General features: G+C 73.3%; 18 protein-coding genes. 12 read left to right on the forward strand and 6 right to left on the reverse strand.

The annotated features are described in order from the left end of the window. Positions 1-41: 41 nt before the first annotated feature. Entirely contained in the window at positions 42-1,739 is a 1,698-nt protein-coding gene (locus FAF44_RS08155) for an alpha/beta fold hydrolase (RefSeq protein WP_237102421.1), read from the forward strand. On the opposite strand, the gene FAF44_RS08160 is transcribed toward FAF44_RS08155, so the two are convergent. After that, the gene (locus FAF44_RS08160; RefSeq protein ID WP_237102422.1) at positions 1,729-2,892 is read right to left on the reverse strand and encodes an NAD(P)/FAD-dependent oxidoreductase; all 1,164 of its coding nucleotides are present in this window, start codon (positions 2,890-2,892) and stop codon (positions 1,729-1,731) included. The genes FAF44_RS08155 and FAF44_RS08160 overlap by 11 nt on opposite strands. A gap of 701 nt (positions 2,893-3,593) precedes the next feature. Here FAF44_RS08160 and FAF44_RS08165 point away from each other — a divergent pair. The 8 genes from FAF44_RS08165 to FAF44_RS08200 are packed head-to-tail and all read left to right on the forward strand — an operon-like array spanning position 3,594 to position 12,140. Beyond that, complete coding sequence (locus FAF44_RS08165) at positions 3,594-4,622, forward strand: NAD(P)-dependent oxidoreductase (RefSeq protein ID WP_272894224.1); 1,029 nt, start codon at positions 3,594-3,596, stop codon at positions 4,620-4,622. 13 nt (positions 4,623-4,635) lie between these two features. Beyond that, positions 4,636-5,595 (forward strand): UbiA prenyltransferase family protein, encoded by a 960-nt coding sequence (locus FAF44_RS08170; RefSeq protein WP_237102424.1) that lies wholly within the window; start codon positions 4,636-4,638, stop codon positions 5,593-5,595. Between the two features lie 9 nt (positions 5,596-5,604). After that, a complete protein-coding gene (locus FAF44_RS08175; protein ID WP_237102425.1) occupies positions 5,605-6,792 on the forward strand; it encodes a glycosyltransferase family 4 protein in 1,188 nt (395 codons plus the stop codon). Then, entirely contained in the window at positions 6,792-7,772 is a 981-nt protein-coding gene (locus tag FAF44_RS08180) for a lysylphosphatidylglycerol synthase domain-containing protein (protein ID WP_237102426.1), read from the forward strand. Before FAF44_RS08175 ends, FAF44_RS08180 begins: the two co-directional genes overlap by 1 nt. Before the next feature lie 3 nt (positions 7,773-7,775). Continuing rightward, entirely contained in the window at positions 7,776-8,471 is a 696-nt protein-coding gene (locus tag FAF44_RS08185) for a sulfotransferase family protein (protein ID WP_237102427.1), read from the forward strand. Further along, positions 8,468-9,544, forward strand: coding sequence for an endonuclease/exonuclease/phosphatase family protein (locus FAF44_RS08190; protein WP_237102428.1), 1,077 nt, complete (start codon positions 8,468-8,470; stop codon positions 9,542-9,544). Before FAF44_RS08185 ends, FAF44_RS08190 begins: the two co-directional genes overlap by 4 nt. Then, on the forward strand, positions 9,541-10,764 hold the full coding sequence (locus FAF44_RS55720; protein WP_237102429.1) for a glycosyltransferase family 4 protein: 1,224 nt from the start codon (positions 9,541-9,543) through the stop codon (positions 10,762-10,764). Before FAF44_RS08190 ends, FAF44_RS55720 begins: the two co-directional genes overlap by 4 nt. 56 nt (positions 10,765-10,820) lie before the next feature. Continuing rightward, positions 10,821-12,140, forward strand: a complete 1,320-nt coding sequence (locus FAF44_RS08200) for a UDP-glucose/GDP-mannose dehydrogenase family protein (protein ID WP_272894225.1) — start codon at positions 10,821-10,823, stop codon at positions 12,138-12,140. A 114-nt stretch (positions 12,141-12,254) separates the two neighbouring features. Here the strand turns inward: FAF44_RS08200 and FAF44_RS08205 are convergent, their stop codons facing one another. Together FAF44_RS08205 and FAF44_RS08210 are read right to left on the reverse strand one after the other, a co-directional pair. Then, on the reverse strand, positions 12,255-13,583 hold the full coding sequence (locus FAF44_RS08205) for an MFS transporter (RefSeq protein WP_237102430.1): 1,329 nt from the start codon (positions 13,581-13,583) through the stop codon (positions 12,255-12,257). Then, positions 13,580-14,077, reverse strand: a complete 498-nt coding sequence (locus FAF44_RS08210) for a cupin domain-containing protein (RefSeq protein WP_237102431.1) — start codon at positions 14,075-14,077, stop codon at positions 13,580-13,582. The genes FAF44_RS08205 and FAF44_RS08210 overlap by 4 nt, the downstream gene beginning before the upstream one ends. 89 nt (positions 14,078-14,166) lie before the next feature. Between FAF44_RS08210 and FAF44_RS08215 the strand changes: the two genes are divergently transcribed. Beyond that, complete coding sequence (locus FAF44_RS08215; protein ID WP_237102432.1) at positions 14,167-15,057, forward strand: LysR family transcriptional regulator; 891 nt, start codon at positions 14,167-14,169, stop codon at positions 15,055-15,057. Between the two features lie 27 nt (positions 15,058-15,084). Here FAF44_RS08215 and FAF44_RS08220 read toward each other — a convergent pair whose 3' ends face one another. Further along, complete coding sequence (locus FAF44_RS08220; protein WP_237102433.1) at positions 15,085-15,324, reverse strand: Lrp/AsnC ligand binding domain-containing protein; 240 nt, start codon at positions 15,322-15,324, stop codon at positions 15,085-15,087. 146 nt (positions 15,325-15,470) lie between these two features. On the opposite strand from FAF44_RS08220, the gene FAF44_RS08225 reads away from it, so the two are divergent. Further along, complete coding sequence (locus FAF44_RS08225; RefSeq protein ID WP_237102434.1) at positions 15,471-16,628, forward strand: hypothetical protein; 1,158 nt, start codon at positions 15,471-15,473, stop codon at positions 16,626-16,628. 66 nt (positions 16,629-16,694) lie between these two features. On the opposite strand, the gene FAF44_RS55725 is transcribed toward FAF44_RS08225, so the two are convergent. Together FAF44_RS55725 and FAF44_RS08235 are read right to left on the reverse strand one after the other, a co-directional pair. Further along, entirely contained in the window at positions 16,695-16,934 is a 240-nt protein-coding gene (locus tag FAF44_RS55725) for a dihydrofolate reductase family protein (protein ID WP_237102435.1), read from the reverse strand. A gap of 226 nt (positions 16,935-17,160) precedes the next feature. Next, a complete protein-coding gene (locus FAF44_RS08235) occupies positions 17,161-17,586 on the reverse strand; it encodes a MerR family transcriptional regulator (protein ID WP_237102436.1) in 426 nt (141 codons plus the stop codon). Between the two features lie 346 nt (positions 17,587-17,932). Here FAF44_RS08235 and FAF44_RS08240 point away from each other — a divergent pair, with 346 nt between their 5' ends. Then, positions 17,933-19,411: a SulP family inorganic anion transporter gene (locus FAF44_RS08240; RefSeq protein ID WP_237102601.1), complete on the forward strand. Its 1,479-nt coding sequence runs from the start codon at positions 17,933-17,935 to the stop codon at positions 19,409-19,411.

Raw genomic sequence — 19,411 nt, forward strand, 5'->3', positions numbered from 1 at the left:
CATGCCCAAAGAATATGTAGACCAGTCTATAAGGAGCGCGCATGCGACCTGATTCGATCGTCTTCGGGGCCACCGGCCTCATCGGACGGTTCCTGATCGCCGACCTGCTGCGCCGGGGCCGCACCGTCGCGGCGGCGGCCCGGGGCGGCGGCGACGGGCTCACGTCCTGGCTGACCGGCCGGGGCGTCCCGATGGACGGGCTCGTCGTGGTGCCCGCCGACGTCACCCGCCCCGGCCTGGACCTGCCGCCGGGCGAGTGGCCGGCGCTGCGCGACGTCTACAACTGCGCCGGCCGTTACGCGTTCGGGCTGAGCGTCGAGGAGGCGCGGGCCGTGAACGTGACCGGGGCGCTGCACGTCCTCGACTGGGCCGCCGCGCTGCCGGGGCTGCGGCGGGTGGTGCACGTCAGCGGCTACCGGGTGGGCGGCAGCGGCGGCGAGCCGCCCGACTACCGGAAGCTGGGCGCCTACGAGGCGTCCAAGCGGGAGGCGGACGCGGCCGTGCAGGCTCGCGCCCGCGAGCGGGGCGTCCCGCTGAGCATCGCCAACCCCTCCACCGTGATCGGGCCGGGCCAGTTCGTCGGCCTGGCGTCCATGGTGGCCGACCTGTGGCACGGGCGGCTGCCCGCCGTTCCCGGCAACGCGTTCGTCCCCGTCGTGGACGCCGCCTACCTGGCGGCCTTCATGGCCGCCCTGCCCGAGCACGACGGGAGCCGGGGCGAGAGCTACTGGATCCTGGACGACCGCACCCCGGAACTGCCGGAGCTCGTCGGCCTGCTCGCCGGGCACCTGGGTGTGCGGGCACCCCGCCACACGATCCCGGCCGGGCTGCTGCGGCTGCTCCCCCGCGCGCTGACCGGGGCCGACCCCGAGACGTTGTCGTTCCTGTCCACCGACCGCTACGACACCGCGCCCGCCGTGGCCCTCGCCGAACGGGCCGGGCTGCGCCCGCCGCCGGTCGAGACGGCGCTGCGGACCTGGGCCGACGACCTGGTGGCGGCCCGGTTCGGCGCGGCGCAACCGCCACCCGGCCCGTACGGCTACCAGCGGGTGGCGGGCACCACGACCTGGGTCACCGGGGAACGCGACCGGCCCGGCCACGTGCTGCTGCACGGGCTGCCGCTCGACTCGGGCTCCTGGCGGGAGGTGGCCGACCGGCTGGACGGCCCCGTGCTGGCCCCCGACCTGCCCGGACTCGGCAGATCAGGCCCGGCCCACGGGCCCGTCGCCGACTGGCTGGCCGCGCTCCTGGACGGGCCGGCGAACGGAACCCGGCCGGTGCTCGTGGCGCACTCGCTGGCCTGCGGCCCCGCCCTGCGGTACGCGGCGGCGCACCCGGAGCGGGTCTCCCGGCTGGTGCTGGTCGGCCCGGCCTTCCTCCAGGGCCCGTCGCCCGGGTGGCTGCGTGCCGGGCCGGCCGCGCTCCTGCTGCGGCGGGTGCCCGCGTCCCGGCTGGCCGGGGTGCTCGGCCTGCCGGAGAGCCCCGCCGTACGCGCCGCCGCGGGCAACCTGGCCCGTCGCGGACAGGCCCGCAGGGTGGTCGCGGCGCTGCGGGCCGCCCACACCGCCCGGGACGAACTGCGCCGGCTCCTGGACCGGGCGACGGTACCCGTCGAGATCGTCGTGGGCTCGGCCGATCCGCTGAGCGTGGAAGTGAAACGGCCCGTGACCGAGATCGCGGGGGCCGGGCACTATCCGCAGCTCACCCACCCCGGCCAGGTCGCCGCCGCTATCGGCTGACCCCGGCGGCGAGCCGGGTGCTCACGCTCCGGACCAGGTTGCGCAGCATCCGGGTGGCCAGCCGGTCGGGCACGGCGAGCGCGCCGCGCAGCGCCCACTCGCTCTGGGTCAGCAGCGCGCGCGGCCCCCCGGTCGCCACGGCCCGGGTCGCCATGGCCGAGGCGAGCGCGGCCTGCCGCCTCCGGCTCCCCTCGTACACGTCCAGCGCGGAGGCCGGGTCCGGCTCGGCGGCCAGCGCGTGCAGCAGCGCCGAGACGTCCTCCAGCCCCTGGCCCGCCCCCTGCGCCAGCATGGGCGGCATGGCGTGCACCGCGTCCCCGATCAGCACGCTCCGGCCGCGCCGCCAGCGCAGCGGGGCCCGGTGCCGGCGGTGCGGGAAGAGTTCGAGATCCTTGTCCGACAGCGCCGCCAGCAACTCGGGGACGGGCGAGGCCCAGGCGCCGTACCGCTGCCTGAGGGCCGCCAGCGCGAGGTCCGGCCGGACGGGCCCGGCGCCGGGGCGGTGGCGGAAGTCGATGAGCCACTGCAGCATGCCGTCGCCCGAGGGGTTCATCCCGAAGTCGCCCTGCGGCCCGAGGAACAGCAGGGCACGGGAGCCGGGGTCGAAGGGCGGGCGGATCAGCCCCTGCCAGGTGGCCGTGCCGGTGGGACGCGCGGGCCGGGAGCCGAACAGCGCCGTACGGACCTGGGAGTTGACACCGTCGGCCCCGATGACCAGGTCGGCCGGGTGCTCCTCGCCCTCCTCGGTGCGCACCCGCACCGCGCGGCCGTCGTCGGCCAGGCCGGTGACGCGCGCCCCGAAGCGGAAGACGTCCGGGGGCAGCCCCTCGGCGAGGCGGTCGAGCAGCAGCCGGCGCGGGAGCGAGATCACCGGGGCGCCGAACTCGGCCGACAGCCGCGCGATGTCCATCACCATCACCGGACGGCCCCGGGAGCTGCGGATCTCCAGGGCGTCCAGACGTTGCCCGGCGCCGTCCGTCCGGACGCCGAGATCGTCCAGGATGGTCGTGCCGTTGTTCCAGATCATGATCGCGCAGCCGGTCTCGCGTAAGGCGGGTGCGCGTTCCAGTACGGTCACCTCATGCCCGGCGGCGAGGAACCCTCTGGCCGCCGCCACCCCCGCGATCCCGGCTCCCACGATGAGTACGCGCATCCCGTCCCCTACGGCTAGTAGTACTACTAGATGTAGAGCTTAGGAAGCGGCTCCGCCGGGCCCCGATCCGGGTGCGCGACGCGGAATCCGCGGCTGCCCGGGGCCAGCGCCGCGGCGGCGGGAGCGAGGAAGCACGCCGGCCAGTGGCACGACGATCAGCGACTCGCGCAACGATCTCAAGGGGCACTCCGGGGAAAATGGGAATCATTTTCGCCAGACCGTACCATCACCGGCGACTCCTGCACGATCCGGTCGTCCCGGCCGTCTGCCGGCGCGCCGAGCATGATCGAGTTCGCCGGGCGTCTGCGAGCGACGCGAACGGGCGTTTTCCGCACCGCATTGTCGGCGCGATGTGAGGAGTTGCACCGGCCGGCTTTTCTGCGCATTCCCGGCAAGATCTGTCGGGAATCGGTCATAGCCGATTTAAAGCGAATCCATAATCCTCTCGCTTAACGTCTCCGATGACGCCGATCCGAAGGGGAGAATTCCTGCGCGAAGACCACGGATGGCGTGTCTCCACCGCCGCACGCATCGCGCTGATCCCCCACGGCTCCGGGTCGGCATGCATGCCAGGACCTGCGAATACTCCGATTTCCGCAACCCCTCCGAACGGCCCTGAACAATCCCGCGCGATTTCCCCGAAAGGGCCGCGCCACCACGAGTGGAACAACTCCGTTCGGCAGAAGAGAGGTGACACTCCGATGGACGATCGGATCGTTGTGACCGGCGGATCCGGAATGCTGGGGGACAGTCTGGTCCGCCGGTTGGCGCATTCCGGATACGCGGTTCACAGCGTGGATCTGCGCCCGCCCGCCGAACCGGCGCACGGCGTGGAGCACACGACCGGAGACATCGGCGACCGGGCGCTGCTGACCGGCCTGTTCGCCGGCGCCACCGCCGTCGTGCACTGCGCCAGCGGACTGCCGAGCTACTCGAAGGCGCGGCTCCGGGAGATCAGCGTCGACGGCACCCGCAACGTCTTCGAGGCGGCCCGCGCCGCCGGGGTGCCCCGCGTCGTGCACGTCTCCTCGGCCGCGGTCTACGGCCTGCCGTCCGAGGTGCCGACCCCCGAGACGCACCCGCGCCGGCCGGTGGACGACTACAGCCGGGCCAAGGCGGAGGCCGAGGAGATCGCCGAGGAATTCCGCGGCACCGGGATGTGCGTGCCGATCCTGCGGCCGAAGACCTTCCTCGGCCCCGGCCGCATGGGCCTGTTCGCGATGCTCTTCGAATGGGCCGCCGACGGCCGCAACTTCCCCGTGCTCGGGCGCGGCGACGTACTCAGCCAGATGCTCGCCGTGGAGGACCTCGTCGAGTTCATCCTGCTGCTGCTCGCGGCCCCCGACGAGGCCGCCGGCGACACCTACAACCTGGGCGCCGCCGAGTTCGGCACGCTGCGCGCCGCGTTCCAGTCGGTGCTCGACGCCGCGGGGCACGGCAAGCGCGTCGTGTCGCTGCCGGTGCGGCCCGCGCTGCCGCTGCTGCGGCTGCTCGAACGCAGCCACCTGTCCCCGGTCTATCGCCGGCTGGCGCACAAGCTGCTCATCGATTCGTACGTGTCCATCGACAAGGCACAGCAACGGCTCGGATTCACCCCCCGCTTCTCCAACGAGGACGCGATCCTGCGCTCCTACCACTGGTGGCGCGGGCAGCGCCCGGCAGGCGTCGGCCGGACCAGCCGGGACGCCTGGCGCCAGGGGGCCCTGTCACTGGTGAGAGTCTTCTTCTAAGGCGGGCGGCAGCATGGGCAGCGTCAACGTCGCGCGGGAACAACCCGCCAAGCGGGTCCGGGCCGGGGTGCGGCGGCAGGTCATGGACCTCTTCCTGCTGGCCAGGCCGGCGCACTGGGTCAAGAGCGGGCTGGCGGTGCCGATCGCGCTGGTCGACCTGACGGTGTGGTCGTGGCCCGCGCTGGCCCGCGTGGCCTGGTCCATCGCGGCGTTCATCCTCGCCGCCGCCCTGATCTACCTCGTCAACGACCTCGTCGACCAGCGCCTCGACCGGCTGCACCCGGGCAAGCGCCGGCGTCCGATCGCGGCCGGCCGGCTCTCCGCCACCGCGGTCGTCCTGTACGGCGCGGTGCTGGTCGGCGGCCTGAGCCTGCTGCTGGCGTACGCGCCGCTCGGCGGCTCATGGCCGGTGCTCGGCTATCTCGGACTGAACCTCGCCTACAGCGCCGGCCTCAAGCGCCTGCCGCTGATCGACATGGGCGTGGTCTCCAGCGGGTTCGTGCTGCGCGTCATCCAGGGACACCTGGCCACCGGCGCCGTGCTGCCCGGCTGGTTACTCATCGCGGTCTTCTCCGGATCGCTCCTGCTGATCCTCGGAAAACGCCGGTACGAGCTGGTGGAGGTCGGCGTCGAGCACCGTCCCTCGCTGCGCGGCTACTCGGTGGAGTTCCTGAACCAACTGCTGCTGCTCGCCAGCGTGGTCTGCCTCGCCGCCACGTCGGCGTACCTGGCCACCGAGGCGCCGATCGCGCCGCACCGGCAGGAGGCCCTGCTGATCTCCCTGCCTTTCGTGCTGTACGCGCTGTCCCGCTACCTCCAAGTGGTGCTGGTGCTGAAGGGCGGCGGTGACCCGGTCCGGTTACTGCTGCGGGATCGCGCCCTCATCGCCTCCATCGGGATCTGGGTCTGCGCGATCGGCGCGCTCGTCATCGTGACCGGGATCCCGTCCGCCAGCGCCATCCATCTACCGTGAGGAGCCGACGTGGCCACCGCCAGCAAGGACAACGAGTTCGACGTGGCGATACTCATCAACTACTACGCGCCGTACGTCAGCGGCCTGACGATCCACACCCAGCGCCTCGCCGAGGGGCTGGCCGAGCGCGGCAAGCGCGTGGCGGTCGTGGCCGTCCAGCATGACAGGTCGCTGCCGCTGCGCGAGGTCCGCGCCGGAGTCTCGGTCTTTCGCAGCCCGGTCCTCCGGACGATCGGGCGCGGGCCGGTGAGCCCCGGCTTCGTGTCGCTGGCCCGGCGGATCGCCCGCAGGTCGGCGATCGTCAACCCGCACGTGCCGATGCTCGAGGTGGCGCCCATCGCGATGGGGGTGCGCGGGCGGCCCCTGGTGACGACCCATCACATCGACCTGTGGTTGCCGCCGGGCGTGGTGAACGCGGTCGCCACGCGGGCGGTGGACGTCTCCACCTGGGCCGCGCTGCGCCGCTCCGACGCGGTCGTGCTGAACAGCACGGACCAGGCCCGCGGGTCGAAGCTGTGGCCCCTGATCAAGCGGCGGAACTGGCGGGGAATCGCGCCGCCGTGCCTCGACCGCCGTGGCGGCCAGCCCGCCTACCGGGACGGAGGCGGCCTGCACGTCGGCTTCCTCGGCCGCATCGTCGAGGACAAGGGCATCGAATACCTCGTACGGGCCTTTCAGCGGCTCGACGATCCGGACGCCCGGCTGCTGATCGGCGGCGACTGGATCAAGGTCGCCGGCGGCGGGATCGAGGACCGGCTGCGCCCGCTCATCGGCGACGACAAGCGGATCCGGATGCTGGGCCTGCTCAGCGGCAGCCAGATCGACGACTTCTACGCCTCGATCGACGTCTTCGCGCTGCCCTCCGTCGCCGAGTCCTTCGGCACCGTCCAGGCGGAGGCGATGATGACCGACGTCCCGTCGGTCACCACCGACCTGCCCGGAGGGCGTTCGCCCGTCCTGCAGACGGGTTTCGGCCGCCGGGTCCCGCCACGCGATCCGGCCCGGCTGGCCCGCGCGATCACCGAACTGGCGGCGCTGACTCCCGACGAGCGCGCCGAAGGGGGCCGCCGGGCCCGCCGCCTCTACAGCACGGACACCTTCCTGGACGCCTACGAGGAGCTGTTCGACCAGGTCACCCCCATGGCGGACAACTCCTCGGCGATCGGCGCCCCGCGGCCGAGCACCCTGGTGAAGTAGTGACGCGTTCACCGAACGGGCGCCGGCTCCTGCTCAGGCTGCTCCGGACGGCCGTCTATGCGATCATCGTCGTCTTCCTGTGCTGGCAGCTCTGGCGGGTACGGCACGGGCTCGGCGACAGCCTGACCTCCGTCGGCTGGGGCGCCGTCGGCCTCGCGGCCGGATTCACCGTGGTGGGCACCTTCCCCGGATTCTTCGGGTGGAGACTGCTCGTGACCGGCAGCGGCATCCGTCTGACGGTGTCCGACGCGGCCTGGGTGTTCTTCCTGTCCGGGGTGACGCGCTACCTGCCCGGCGCGATCTGGCCCCCGATCGTGCAGGCCGCGCTCGCACGCCGGGTCGGAGCGCCGGCGGCCGGGCTCATGACGGCCGGGCTGATCACGCTCGTCCTGACCGCGCTGAGCGGGAGCATCGTCGGATTGCTGGCGGTCCCCTACCTGGCGGCGGACGATCCGCTGTGGTGGCTGGCGTTGCCGCTCGTGCTCGCCGGCGCCGGCGCGGTCGTCCTGGCGCCACGCCTGCTCGCGAAGCTGCTGCGCCTCGGGCAACGCCTGCTGCGGCGCGGAGCGCACGAGATCGCGCTGCCCACCGCCCGGACCTCGATGGGCGTGCTCGCGTACAACGTCCTCGGGTGGTGCTGCAACGGCACGCACGCGGCGATCCTCGCGGTCGCGTTCGGCGCGCCGCTCGCGGGCGCGCTGACCCTCGGCATCGGCGGATTCGTCCTCAGCGCGGTCGCCGGTGCGCTGTCGCAGGCGCCCGCCGGTCTCGGAGTGCGCGAGGTCGTGCTCGGCCTCACGCTCGGCGTCCTGGTCAGCGGCCCGGACCTGGTCACGCTGCTGCTGCTGAGCCGGCTGCTCACCACTCTGGGGCACGTGATCGCGACCCTCGGAGTGCTCGGTCTGCTGGCCGGGACCCGCTTCGTGGCGGCCAGAAGAGCAGCTCGAACATCGCCCGTCCCATCACTCACAAGGGAGTAGACCATGATGCGCGTCATCGGCACCGGCTACGGCCGGACGGGGACGACCTCCCTGAAGGCGGCGCTGGTGCGACTCGGCCTCGGGCCGTGTCTCAGCGCAGGGGACGTCTTCAGGAATCCCCGGCTGATCCGGCCGCTGCTCGGAGCGGTCGAAGGCAGAGCGGCGAACTGGGAGGAGATCCTCGCCGGATACCAGTCCATCGTGTGCGAACCGGCCACCCCCTGCTGGCGGCAGCTCGTCCAGCGTTATCCGGACGCGAAGGTCGTGCACACGGTACGCGACCCGGAGCAGTGGATCAGCAGCGTGCGACGGACGCTGATGAGGCGGCGCCGGCACATCGACACCTTGTACGGCCGGGCCGCCATCCAGATGTCGTCGATGCTCGGCACGGATTTCGCCCCATTGATCAAGCTGTTCCAGTTGACGCTCGAAGGACAGGCCCTGCGATCGGTGAACGAGCGGCGGCCGGAACACGCCATGGAGCAGTTCCGGGCGCACACGGACGAGGTCGTCGCGGCCGTCCCCGCAGACCGGCTGCTCATCTACGACATCGGCGACGAGTGGGGGCCGCTGTGCGAGTTCCTCGGCGTCCCGGTGCCGGCGGAACCGTTCCCGCTGAAGAGCACCACGGTGGAGTTCCCCACCAGCCGCGGCTTCGGCAGGGAGGCGGCCGCGCTCTTCCTGAGCCGGACCCGGTGATCGGCCGCCGGTGCGGGGGAACCCGGCTCCTCGTCGCCGCCACGGCGGCATGGACCGCGTTCCTCGTCCTGCACGTCCTGCTCGCCGGCGACTGGTGGCCGTGGGTCATCTTCGAGATGACGCCCCCGCTGACCGCGGTGGCGGTGCCCCTGCTGTTGCTCGCGTTCGTGTGGCGCGCGCGCCCGGTGCGCCGCCCGCTGTCCGTGGTCCTGGTGCTCCTGCTGCTGGCCGGTGCCTATCTGGCCGGCTACGGCCGCGGGTGGACGTCCCCCGCCGCCGCCGGCCCGCAAGGTGCGGGGATCAAGGTCTTCGCCTGGAACACCGGCTACTGGGAGATGGAGAACAACCCGGACGCCTTCTTCACCTTCCTGCGCCAGCAGGACGCCGACGTCTACCTCCTCCAGGAACACCTGTACGCGATCCGCAACGACACGCCGTACAACGAGGTGATCCGCATCGACGCCACGCCCCGGCTCCGCACGGAGTTCCCGGGCTACCAGATCTCCATCGAAGGCGAGTTCGTCACCATGTCCCGGCTGCCCATCGTCGCGGAGCACCGCCAGACGGTCTCCAGCACCGGCGACGACTGGTTCTGGAAGGGACCGAAGTTCCAGCGCACCGAGATCCAGGTCGGCGGACGCCCGGTCTCCTTCTACAACGTGCACCTGCCGGGCCCCTACCGCGACGGCAACCCCTTGACCGCCGGGTTCTACCAGCGCCAGGTGAAGCAGAGCCTGTGGCGGTACGAGAACCTGAGCAAGCTGCGCGCGGACGTGGCCGCCAACCCCCTCCCGACCGTGCTGGCCGGCGACTTCAACTCGCCCTGGACGGAGCTGTACTCCTTCCGGCCCGGCATCCGGGCGCACGGCCCCCCCGGCGCGCTCGCGCCCCTGCACACCTGGCCCCTGTCCAACTTCGCCTTCCCCCGGATGTGGCGGCTCGACTGGCTGTACACCAGCGGCGACCTGGCCGTGCCCAGCTACCACCTCGACGGCGGAGGCAAGGTCCTGTCCGACCACGCGGCCCAGGAGTTCCGCGTCGTCGTCCCCGAGCAGAAGGGCGGCGTGACGTGAGGATCGTCATCGTCTCCACCGGCGCACCGCCCGACCCGTTCGGCGGGATCGGCACCTACATCGAAGGGCTGCTCGGCGGCCTGACCGCCCATGACGCCGAGGTGCACCTGGTGGGCGCGTCCCGGCATCCGCACCTGCCGCGCGTGTTCCGGCACCAGGGGGCGACCGTCCGCCGGGTGCTCGTCACGCCGCCGTGGGCGCGTACCTCGCTGCCGCGCTCCCGGATCGGGATGATGGCCGTCGTCGCCCGGCTGAACCTCGTCGGGGCCTGGTACGCCTGGCGGCTGCACGCCCGCGGCAAGGTGGACCTGGTCGCGGTGCACGACTGGATGTGCGCGCCGGCCGGGCTGGTCTGCGCCGTCCTGTTCCGGATACCGGTCTGCTACCACGTGCACTCCGCCGAGATCTTCCTGCGGGACCGGGGCCGGGGCCCGGTCTCCGCGCTCGGACGGGCGCTGAACCGGGCGCTGAGCCGCCGAGCCCGGTTGATCATGGTTCCGTCGCCGCACACCGCGGCCGGCATCCCCCACCTGGCCGGCCGGTCCGACGTCGCCGTGGTGTCGCACGGCGCGGGGAAGGCGTGGCGGATGACCTGCCCGGACGACGTCGAACGCGCCGCCGTACGGGACAAGGTCCGGGCGTTGTACGGGATCCAGGACGACCAGCCGATGATCATGTTCGCCGGCCGGTACGGACCCCACAAGGGGGTGACCGAGCTGATCGAGACGGTCCGCCGGATGCGGGCCGGCGGCACCGACGTCACCCTGGTCATGGCCGGCACCGGCTGGCCCGACGACACCGCCATCGACCAGCGGCTGCGCGAGCGGGTCGCGGAGGCGGGGCTGGCCGGGCGGGTGCACGTGCTCGGGCGCTACCTGGACACCGACGAGCTCCGCGACCACGTGGTGGCGGCCGACGCGTGCGTCTTCCCCTCGACCTCGGAGTCGTTCGGGTTCGCCGCCCTGGAGGCGATGGCGCTGCGGGCCCGGGCCGTGGTCGGCCCCGGCTTCGACCCGGAGGTGGTCGGCAGCGCCGAGGGGGCGTGCGTGCGGACCGCCACGCTCGATCCGGACGAACTGGCGGACGCGCTGCTCCGGGTGCTGGGCGACGACGACCCGGGCCTGGGCGACCGGGCCCGCCGGTACGTCCTCGGCCGCCATTCCTGGGACACCGCGGCCACCCGTACGCTGCGGGCGTACGCCGAGGCGGTCCGGCGGTGAGCCCGCACCCGGGGAAGGCCGACGGCCGGTTCGGACGTCCCGCGAAAGGAGAAGCGTTGGCGCACCGCCTGACGGTGATCGGCACCGGATACCTGGGCGCGACCCATGCCGCGTGCATGGCCGAGCTCGGGTTCGAGGTGCTGGGCATCGACGTCGATCACGAGAAGGTGGCCCGGCTGGCGGCCGGTGACCTGCCCGTCCACGAGCCTGGTCTTCAGCAGCTCCTGCGCCGCAACCTCGACGCCGGGCGGCTCGCGTTCACGACGTCGTTCGAGCAGGCCGCCGCGTTCGGTGACGTGCACTTCCTGTGCGTGGGCACGCCCCAGCTCGCCGGCTCCGGGGCCGCCGACCTGAGCCAGGTCCACGGGGCCGTCGACGCGCTCGTCCCCCACCTGCGGCGGGAGTGCCTGATCGTCGGCAAGTCCACGGTCCCGGTCGGCACCGCCGCCGGGCTGGCCGAGCGCATCACCGCGGGCGCGCCCGTCGGCGACGGCGCCGAACTGGCGTGGAACCCGGAGTTCCTGCGCGAGGGCTACGCGGTGCAGGACACGCTACGCCCCGACCGCATCGTCATCGGCGCCGCCTCCGAGCGGGCCGGGCAGGTGCTGCGCGAGGTGTACGCCAAGCTGCTCGCCGAGGGCATCCCGCTGGTGCTCACCGACTACCAGACCGCGGAGCTGGTGAAGGTCGCGGCGAACGCGTTCCTCGCCACCAAGATCTCGTTCATCAACGCGATGGCCGAGGTCTGCGAGGTCTCGGACGCCGACGTCACCAAGCTCGCGGAGGCGCTCTCCCACGACGGCCGCATCGGCGGCAGGTTCCTGAGCCCGGGGCTCGGCTTCGGCGGCGGCTGCCTGCCCAAGGACATCCGCGCGTTCCTGGCCCGCGCCGGGGAACTGGGCGTGGACCGGGCACTGTCGTTCCTGCGCGAGGTGGACGCGATCAACCTGCGGTGCCGGGCCCGTACCGTCGGTCTGGCCCGTGACCTGGTCGGCGGCACGTTCGCGGGCAAGGCGATCGGCGTGCTCGGGGCGTCCTTCAAGCCCGGCTCCGACGACATCCGCGACTCCCCCGCGCTGGACGTCGCCGCCACGATCCGCGAGCAGGGCGGCACGGTCACCGTGTACGATCCCGCGGCGCTGGCCAACGCCCGCCGGGCGCACCCGCACCTGGGCTACGCCACGTCGACGCGGGAGGCGGCGCGCGACGCGGACGCCGTGCTGCTGCTCACCGAGTGGCGCGAGTTCCGCGAACTGGACCCCGAAATCCTCGGGAAGGTGGTCCGGGCCCGCAACATCGTCGACGGGCGCAACGCCCTGGACGCCGGGCGCTGGCGCGGGGCCGGCTGGACGTACCGGGCGCTGGGCCGCCCGTAGCCGCCGGGGCGCGGACGGGCCAGGCGTCCAGCAGCCGCCATGCGGGTGTGGCGAGCTGGATGCCCAGGACCTTGCCGAGCTGTTCGGGCCGCTGCGGCGGGCCCGGTCCGGTGGTCAGGCCGGCCGGTCCCGCCGGGCGGACAGGGCCGCCGCGGCCAGGGGGAAGAGGGCGACGACCGCGAGTGTGCCGGGCAGGCCCAGGACCGCCGCCAGCGCCCCGGCGACGGCCGAGCCCACCCCGCCGCCGACGAAGAACGTCAGGTTGAGCAGCCCCATCCCCGCGCCGCGCAGCGCAAGGGGCAGTCGCGCCGACACCTCGCCGGTGATCACCACCTGGGTGACGGCGAACGCGGCCAGGCAGAGCGAGGCGGCGGCCACCGCGGGCCAGGGCCCGCCCAGGCCCGTCGCCGTCACGGCGAGAGCGACCGCCGCGGCCAGCGCGGCACCGGCCAGCAGCAGACGGGCGGGGCGGGGGCCGAGCCGTCCGGCGCGGCGGGACAACACCGCGCCGACCACCGCGCCGGGCAGCAGCGCCGCGCCGATCTCGAGCCCGCTCCAGCCGTACGACCTGGCCAGGAACTGCGGGACGACGTACATGGTGGCGAACAGGCCGCCGAAGACGCCGACGCCGGTCAGGGCCGCGATCCGGTTGGCGGCCTGGCCGGTCACCTCGCGCGGGACGAAGCCGTCCGGCCGCCTGACCATCCGCCGGGCCAGCGCGGCGGCGGCGAGCACGAGCACCGTGGCGAGCGCCGCCACGACCGGGCCGCCGAGCCGCAGCGTCCCGGCCTGGATGAGCACCAGCAGCGTGCTCACGGCGACGGTCAGCGTGGCGGCCCCGGTGACGTCGATCGGGCGGCGCGAGCCCGGCCGCCCGGCCAGCGGCAGGCAGAGCGGCACCGCCAGGACCGACAACACCGGCAGCACGAGGGCGACCCGCCAGCTCAGCCAGGTCGTCACCACGCCGCCAAGCAGCGTGGCGGTGGCCGCGAAGCCGGCCAGGACCACGCCGTAACCGGCGAGCGCGCGGGACCGGCCGGCCGGGTCCACCCCGGCGAGCAGGGCGGCGCCGGCCGCCGCCGTGCCCCCGGAACCGGCGGCCAGCACCAGCCGCCCGGCGACCACGACGCCGAGGCTGGGCGCCACGAGGCACACCAGCGTGCCGGCGGCGAGCAGCGCCGACGCCAGCATCAGCGTGGCCCGCACGCCCCAGGAGTCGGCGAGCCGCCCGAAGATCGCGGTGCCGACGCCGAGCGCCAGCGCGTGCGCGGTCAGCACCCAGGCGACCTGCGCGGGGTCGGCCCGCAGCGCGATCGCGACCTGGGGCAGCGCCACGGCGGCGGACGTGACGCCGAACACCGACGGCCCGAACAGCGTGCCGATCCGCACGGCGCTCGACAGCGGCCCGATCCGCCCGCCTGCGGCCACGGAGACGGCGCTCATCGGGCGTTCCGCGGTGACCGCCAGGCGGTGTCCGGCACGAAGCGCACGTCGTAACGCTCCTGCTCCGGCAGCAGCCCCTCGAACGGCTCAAGACCGTGCTGGACGCGTCCGAGCCGCCGGAAGTAGCCGAACCGGTCGACGCCCGGCGTCAGCACGATCAGCAACTCGGCGCCCGTCCCCGGTGCCGCGCCGAACGCGTGCGGCAGCCCTGGCGGCACGACGACCAGCCCGCCGCTGCCGACGGTCGCCGTCTCGTCGCCGAGGAGGAACTCCATCTCCCCGCCGGCGACGAAGAACAGCTCCGTGGAGCGCGCGTGGTAGTGCGGCGCGGCGCCGTCGCGGCCCGGCCCGAGCGTGAGCAGGTTGGCGCCGAGCGCGCCCGCGGTGTGGCTCGCGTCGGCCAGCAGCGTGAACGCCCCGCCCGCCGGAAGGCCCACGACCTCCGCGGACTCCGCGGGGACGACCAGGGCCTTCGTCATGGTGGCAGTCATCATCCAGTTCCCTTCGAGATCGGCTTCCATTCGAGCGGGGGAAGAAGCCGGGAACCAGAAGCGGTTATGACCGAGGACCATCACGGAACGAGATGAATCGGGGAACAAGGGTGGAGTTGCGGCAGCTCGCGTACTTCGTGGCGGTCGCCGACGAGGGCGGTTTCGGGCGGGCCGCCGAGCGGCTCAGCATCGTGCAGTCGGCGGTGAGCCAGCAGGTCCGGCGGCTCGAACGCGAGCTGGGCGTGCCGCTGTTCGACCGTACGACCCGGCGCGTGCGGCTGACCGGCGCGGGCGAGCGCCTGCTGCCGGAGGCGCGCGCGGTGCTGGCCGCCGCGCGGCGCACCCGGCAGGTGGCCGCCGACCTCCGCGCGGGCACCGAGGGCGTGCTGCGGCTCGGCGTCGTGCACGGGCCGGGCGACCGCGTCTACCGGACGCTCAACGAGCTGGCCTCGGTCGCGCCGGGGCTCCAGGTCCGGCCGCGCCGCCTCCCCCTGCCCGCCCGGTTGGCCGCCGTACGCGCGGGCGAACTGGACGCGGCGCTGGTCCGCGCCCTCACCGACGCCCCCGGCCTGGAGCTCCTGCCGATCTGGGAGGACCCGCTGCACGTGGCGTTGCCCGCCGGGCACCCGCTGGCGCGCTCGTCCGTGCTCAGGCTCGAAGACCTGGCGGACCTGCCGCTCCGGCTGGCCGCCCGCGAGGACAACCCGCCCTTCCACGACCTGGTCTCCGACGCGTGCCGGGCGGCCGGGGCCGCCCCGCCCGCCGGGCCGCCGTTCACGACGTTCGCCGAGACGCTGGCCGACATCGGCGTCGGGCCCGCGTCCTGGACGGTCTTCTACGAGGTCGCGGGCCTGCCCGAGCTGCCCAGGGTCGCGCTGCGCCCGCTCGTGGAGCCGGCGTTGACCACCTCGCTGGCCGTGCCGCCGGGCCCGCCCGCGCCCGCCGTCCGCCACCTGCTGGACGCCCTGGCCCGCGTCACCTGACGCCCGTCGGCACGCCGGGCCCGGGTCTCACTCCAGGGGCAGGGGGCGGCGTGGCACGGGCGCGGTGTGGATGAGAGACGTGGTCGTGTGACCGTAGGGGGTGAACAGGTCGAGGATCGGTTCGAGCTCGTCGACCGCCCGCAGGTGCATCGTGAAGTAGAAGCAGTCGTCGCCGGTCATCCGGTAGCACTCGACGATCTGGGGGACTTCCTGGGCGATCTTGGAGATGCGCTGGAGCTCCCGGATCGCCGGACGGATCCGGACCATCACGGTGACCGGAACCCCGGCCCGCGCGCACCCACCGGGCGCGGGCCCTCTGCGAGACCTGACCCCAGCCGATCTTCTCGCGCCGCCGGTGATCCACCTGCCGTCCATGAACGAATCCAGGTCACCTCTCCGAAGAAGGGACTTCGATGACCGAGCCTCACTGGTTACGCAGGACCCTGACGGCAAGCGTGATCCTGGCCGTCGCCGCGGGACTCCTGGCGTTGGCGCCCTCCGCCTCCGCATCCCCTTCCGCCGTCCCGCCGCCGTACGCGGCCGACCTCCCTGACCTCGGCACCCCCGCCGTGGCCTTCGACCGCGTCGGCACTCCCGTCGCGACCGGCGTCGCCGTACGCGGCGCCGACGGCTCGCTGCTGTACAGCCCCCGCTCGGGCTCCGCCTTCGGCGCGTTCCAGTCGCTCGGCGGTGTGATCGTCGGCGATCCGTCGGTGGTGGTGAACTCGGGCGGCACGCACTTCTTCGTCCGCGGCACCGACGACCAGGTGTACACCAACACGATCACTCCGTCCGGTGCCGTCACCGGCTACGCGCAGGTGCCCGGCCTGACCGTCACCGGCGACGTCGAGGCGATCGTCCCCAACCTCGTGCCGCCGACCAGCGTACGGATCTTCGCTCGCGGCACCGACGGCGCCGTGTGGACCAACAACCTCAGCGGCGGCGCGTGGAGTGGCTGGAGCAGCCTCGGCGGCTACGCCACCAGCGACATCACCGCCACCCGCACCTTCGTCGTCCCGAACGACACCATCCGGGTGTTCATCCGGGGGGCCGACAACCGCGTCTACGTCAACAGGGTGAGCACCAGCGGCGTCTCCGGTTTCGAGCCGCTCGCCGATCTGCAGGTGACCAGCAACATCGCCGTCGCCGAGGACGCCGTCTTCGGCGGCGGTTTCATCGCCGCCCGGGGCGCGGACAACGGTCTGTGGACGCTCAACCTGTATACCGTCCCGTACGTCTGGAAGCCGCTCGGCGGCACCGTCACCAGCGACATCGCCATCAGTTACCAGGCCAATGTCACCGCCTTCTACGTCCGGGGCACCGATGACGCCCTCTACGTCAACAAGGCGACCGCCCCGACCGCGGTCTTCCGCGGCTTCGAACGGATCGACGGCACGGTCACCGGCAACCCGGCGGCGTTCGGCTCCGGCCCCAACGCTCCGGGCACCGGGTTCCTGCTGGCCCGCCTCGCCGGCGGGTCGCTGGGCCTGAACATCGAGCCCAGTCCCTCGGTCCTGCCGCCGCACAAGTTCGGCGGCTACGCCCCGATCCCGGGCCCGGCCGTCGGCTGAGCCACCCTCGCCCGCGTCCTCTCGGGGGCGCGGGCGACCGCCTCTGCCCGGACCCGCTCAGATCGGTCAGCGGCGCACCCGATAGCGCAGGTGAAGCACCCGGTTGCCGTGAATCACCACGTCGGGATCCTCCAACAGGTGCTGCGCGTGAACCGACCCGAAGAAGCGCTTGCCGGACCCGAACACGACGGGTACGACGTCCATGCGCACCTCGTCGATCAGGCCCGCGGCCAGCACCTGGCCACCGACGTCGCCGGCGGCGACCTCGACCACGCGGTCACCCGCAAGCTCCTGCGCCTTGGCCACGGCTGCCTTGACGATGAGCAACGCCGACGGCCCGGGGGCAGCGTCAGCCGGGCGTACGGCGGCGTGCCCTCCAGGTAGTAAAGGTCGTCGATCAGCCCGTCCAACGGCGGTCGCGGCACTCTGGACACGTACTCCACCCCCACAGCATCGCCGACGCCCCGCCGGCATCGAGCGCCGGGACGGGCGTGCGTCCGGTGTTACGCAGTCGGCGGGTCGGTCAGGACCGTCAGCCCGTCAGCCGGTCGGAGCGGCGGCGCAGGTCGGCGGCGAACTCCTCGGCCCGGCCGAGCTGGGTGCGCAGCTTCTCGCACCGTTCGCGGGCGGCCTCCTCGAACCGGCCCAGCCGCGCGAGCAGGTCCTCGCGCTCGTCCGCGCCGAGTGCCGCCGCGCCGAGGTCGTCCAGCCGGTCGGTGACGGCGAGCAGGTCGGCCATCTCCTCCAGCGTGAAGCCGAGCGGCTTCATCCGCCGGATGACCATCAGCCGCGCCACGTCGGCCTCGGTGTACAGGCGGAAGCCGCCCCGGGTGCGCGCCGACGGCCGGACCAGGCCGACCTCGTCGTAGTGGCGGATGGTGCGCAGCGACAGCTCCGTCCGGGCCGCCACCTGCCCGATGTGCATGCGCTCCCCACCGGAGGGCGTGGTTTCGTGCATTCTCGTTCGACCTCGCTGCTCGGCTCGCCCGGCCCCGCCGGATCTCTACCCTAACGTTAGGGTAGAGTTGCCCGCGGCCTGGCCGGCCGAGTCGCGCCCCGCACCGCCGGCACACCGTCGATCCCGAGGTAAGGAACACCACGCGCGCATGCCCGTGACCATGATCGCAAGCTGCCCGCCGTGACATCCTCGCGGCGGCTCTGAGGGTCTCCCGGCCGCCGCCCGCTGACAGCAGGAGAACACCCGGCCATCGGCCGGTGCCCTCGTGCGCCCGTCAGGACGGGCGCGCACACCTCAGAAGGATGTCGTGTTGCCCAGTTCCGCCCCCACGCCCGCCCGTCCCCCGCTGATCGCGCGCCTGCGGCCCGGCCGGCCCGCCTGGCTGACGCCCTCGGTGGCGCGTACCGAGATCCTGTCCGGCCTGGTGGTCGCGCTCGCGCTGATCCCCGAGGCGATCTCGTTCTCCATCATCGCCGGCGTCGATCCCAGCGTCGGACTGTTCGCGTCCTTCACCATGGCCGTGGTCATCGCCGTCGTGGGCGGGCGGCCGGCGATGATCTCCGCGGCCACCGGCGCGATCGCCCTGGTCGTCGCCCCGCTGGCGCGCGAGCACGGCATCGGCTACCTGATCGCCACCGTCATCCTCGGCGGCCTCATCCAGATCGCGCTCGGCGCGCTCGGCGTGGCCAGGCTGATGCGCTTCGTGCCGCGCAGCGTGATGGTCGGCTTCGTCAACGCGCTGGCCATCCTGATCTTCATGGCGCAGGTGCCCGAGCTGATCGACGTGCCCTGGACCGTCTACCCGCTGGTCGGCGCCGCGCTCGCGCTGATGGTGTTCCTGCCCAGGCTGACCAGGGTGGTCCCGGCCCCGCTGATCTCCATCGCCGCGCTGACCGCCCTCACCGTCGGCGCCGGTCTGGCCGTGCCGACCGTCGGCGACCGGGGCGCGCTGCCCTCCTCGCTGCCCGTGCCCGGCCTGCCGGACGTGCCCCTCACGCTGGACACCCTGACCCTCATCGCCCCGTACGCGCTCGGCTTCGCCCTGGTCGGGCTCATGGAGTCGCTGCTGACGGCCAAGCTGGTGGACGACCTCACCGACACCCGCTCCTCCAAGACCCGCGAGTCCATCGGCCAGGGCGTCGCGAACATCGTCACCGGCTTCTTCGGCGGCATGGGCGGCTGCGCCATGATCGGCCAGACCATGATCAATGTCGGGAACGGCGCCCGCACCCGCCTGTCCACCTTCACCGCCGGCGTGCTGCTCATGGTGCTGTGCATCGTCTTCGGCCCGCTGGTCTCCCAGATCCCGATGGCCGCCCTGGTCGCCGTGATGATCCTGGTCTCGTTCGGCACCTTCGACTGGCACTCCGTCGCCCCGGCCACGCTCCGGCGCATGCCCGCCGGCGAGATCGGCGTCATGGTGATCACCGTCGCGGTCGTGGTGGCCACCCACAACCTGGCCATCGGCGTCGTCGTCGGATCCCTGACCGGCCTGGTCATCTTCGCCCGCCGGGTCGCCCATCTCGCCCGGGTGACCGCCTGCCTCGACCCCGACGGCCGGCAGGTCGTCTACGCGGTCACCGGCGAGCTGTTCTTCGCCTCCACCAACGACCTGGTCTCCCAGTTCGACTACGCGGGCGACCCCGACGAGGTGGTCATCGACCTGACCGGCGCCCACATCTGGGACGCCTCCTCCGTCGCCGCCCTGGACACCGTCGAGGCCAAGTACGCCGCCCGCGGCAAGACCGTGCGTATCGTGGGGCTCAACCCGCCCAGCGCCCGCATGCACGCCACCCTGTCGGGCGAGCTGTCCGGCAGCCACTGA

The organism is Nonomuraea sp. MG754425 (assembly GCF_021699195.1).
Classification (GTDB): domain Bacteria; phylum Actinomycetota; class Actinomycetes; order Streptosporangiales; family Streptosporangiaceae; genus Nonomuraea.

What these genes read in the sequence shown, in the direction of transcription:
- FAF44_RS08155 (WP_237102421.1), top strand. Translation starts at nt 42, where the DNA reads ATGCGACCTGATTCGATCGTCTTCGGGGCCACCGGCCTCATCGGACGG.
- FAF44_RS08160 (WP_237102422.1), bottom strand. Translation starts at nt 2,892, where the DNA reads ATGCGCGTACTCATCGTGGGAGCCGGGATCGCGGGGGTGGCGGCGGCC.
- FAF44_RS08165 (WP_272894224.1), top strand. Translation starts at nt 3,594, where the DNA reads ATGGACGATCGGATCGTTGTGACCGGCGGATCCGGAATGCTGGGGGAC.
- FAF44_RS08170 (WP_237102424.1), top strand. Translation starts at nt 4,636, where the DNA reads ATGGGCAGCGTCAACGTCGCGCGGGAACAACCCGCCAAGCGGGTCCGG.
- FAF44_RS08185 (WP_237102427.1), top strand. Translation starts at nt 7,776, where the DNA reads ATGATGCGCGTCATCGGCACCGGCTACGGCCGGACGGGGACGACCTCC.
- FAF44_RS08205 (WP_237102430.1), bottom strand. Translation starts at nt 13,583, where the DNA reads ATGAGCGCCGTCTCCGTGGCCGCAGGCGGGCGGATCGGGCCGCTGTCG.
- FAF44_RS08210 (WP_237102431.1), bottom strand. Translation starts at nt 14,077, where the DNA reads ATGATGACTGCCACCATGACGAAGGCCCTGGTCGTCCCCGCGGAGTCC.
- FAF44_RS08215 (WP_237102432.1), top strand. Translation starts at nt 14,167, where the DNA reads ATGAATCGGGGAACAAGGGTGGAGTTGCGGCAGCTCGCGTACTTCGTG.
- FAF44_RS08220 (WP_237102433.1), bottom strand. Translation starts at nt 15,324, where the DNA reads ATGGTCCGGATCCGTCCGGCGATCCGGGAGCTCCAGCGCATCTCCAAG.
- FAF44_RS08225 (WP_237102434.1), top strand. Translation starts at nt 15,471, where the DNA reads ATGACCGAGCCTCACTGGTTACGCAGGACCCTGACGGCAAGCGTGATC.
- FAF44_RS08235 (WP_237102436.1), bottom strand. Translation starts at nt 17,586, where the DNA reads ATGCACGAAACCACGCCCTCCGGTGGGGAGCGCATGCACATCGGGCAG.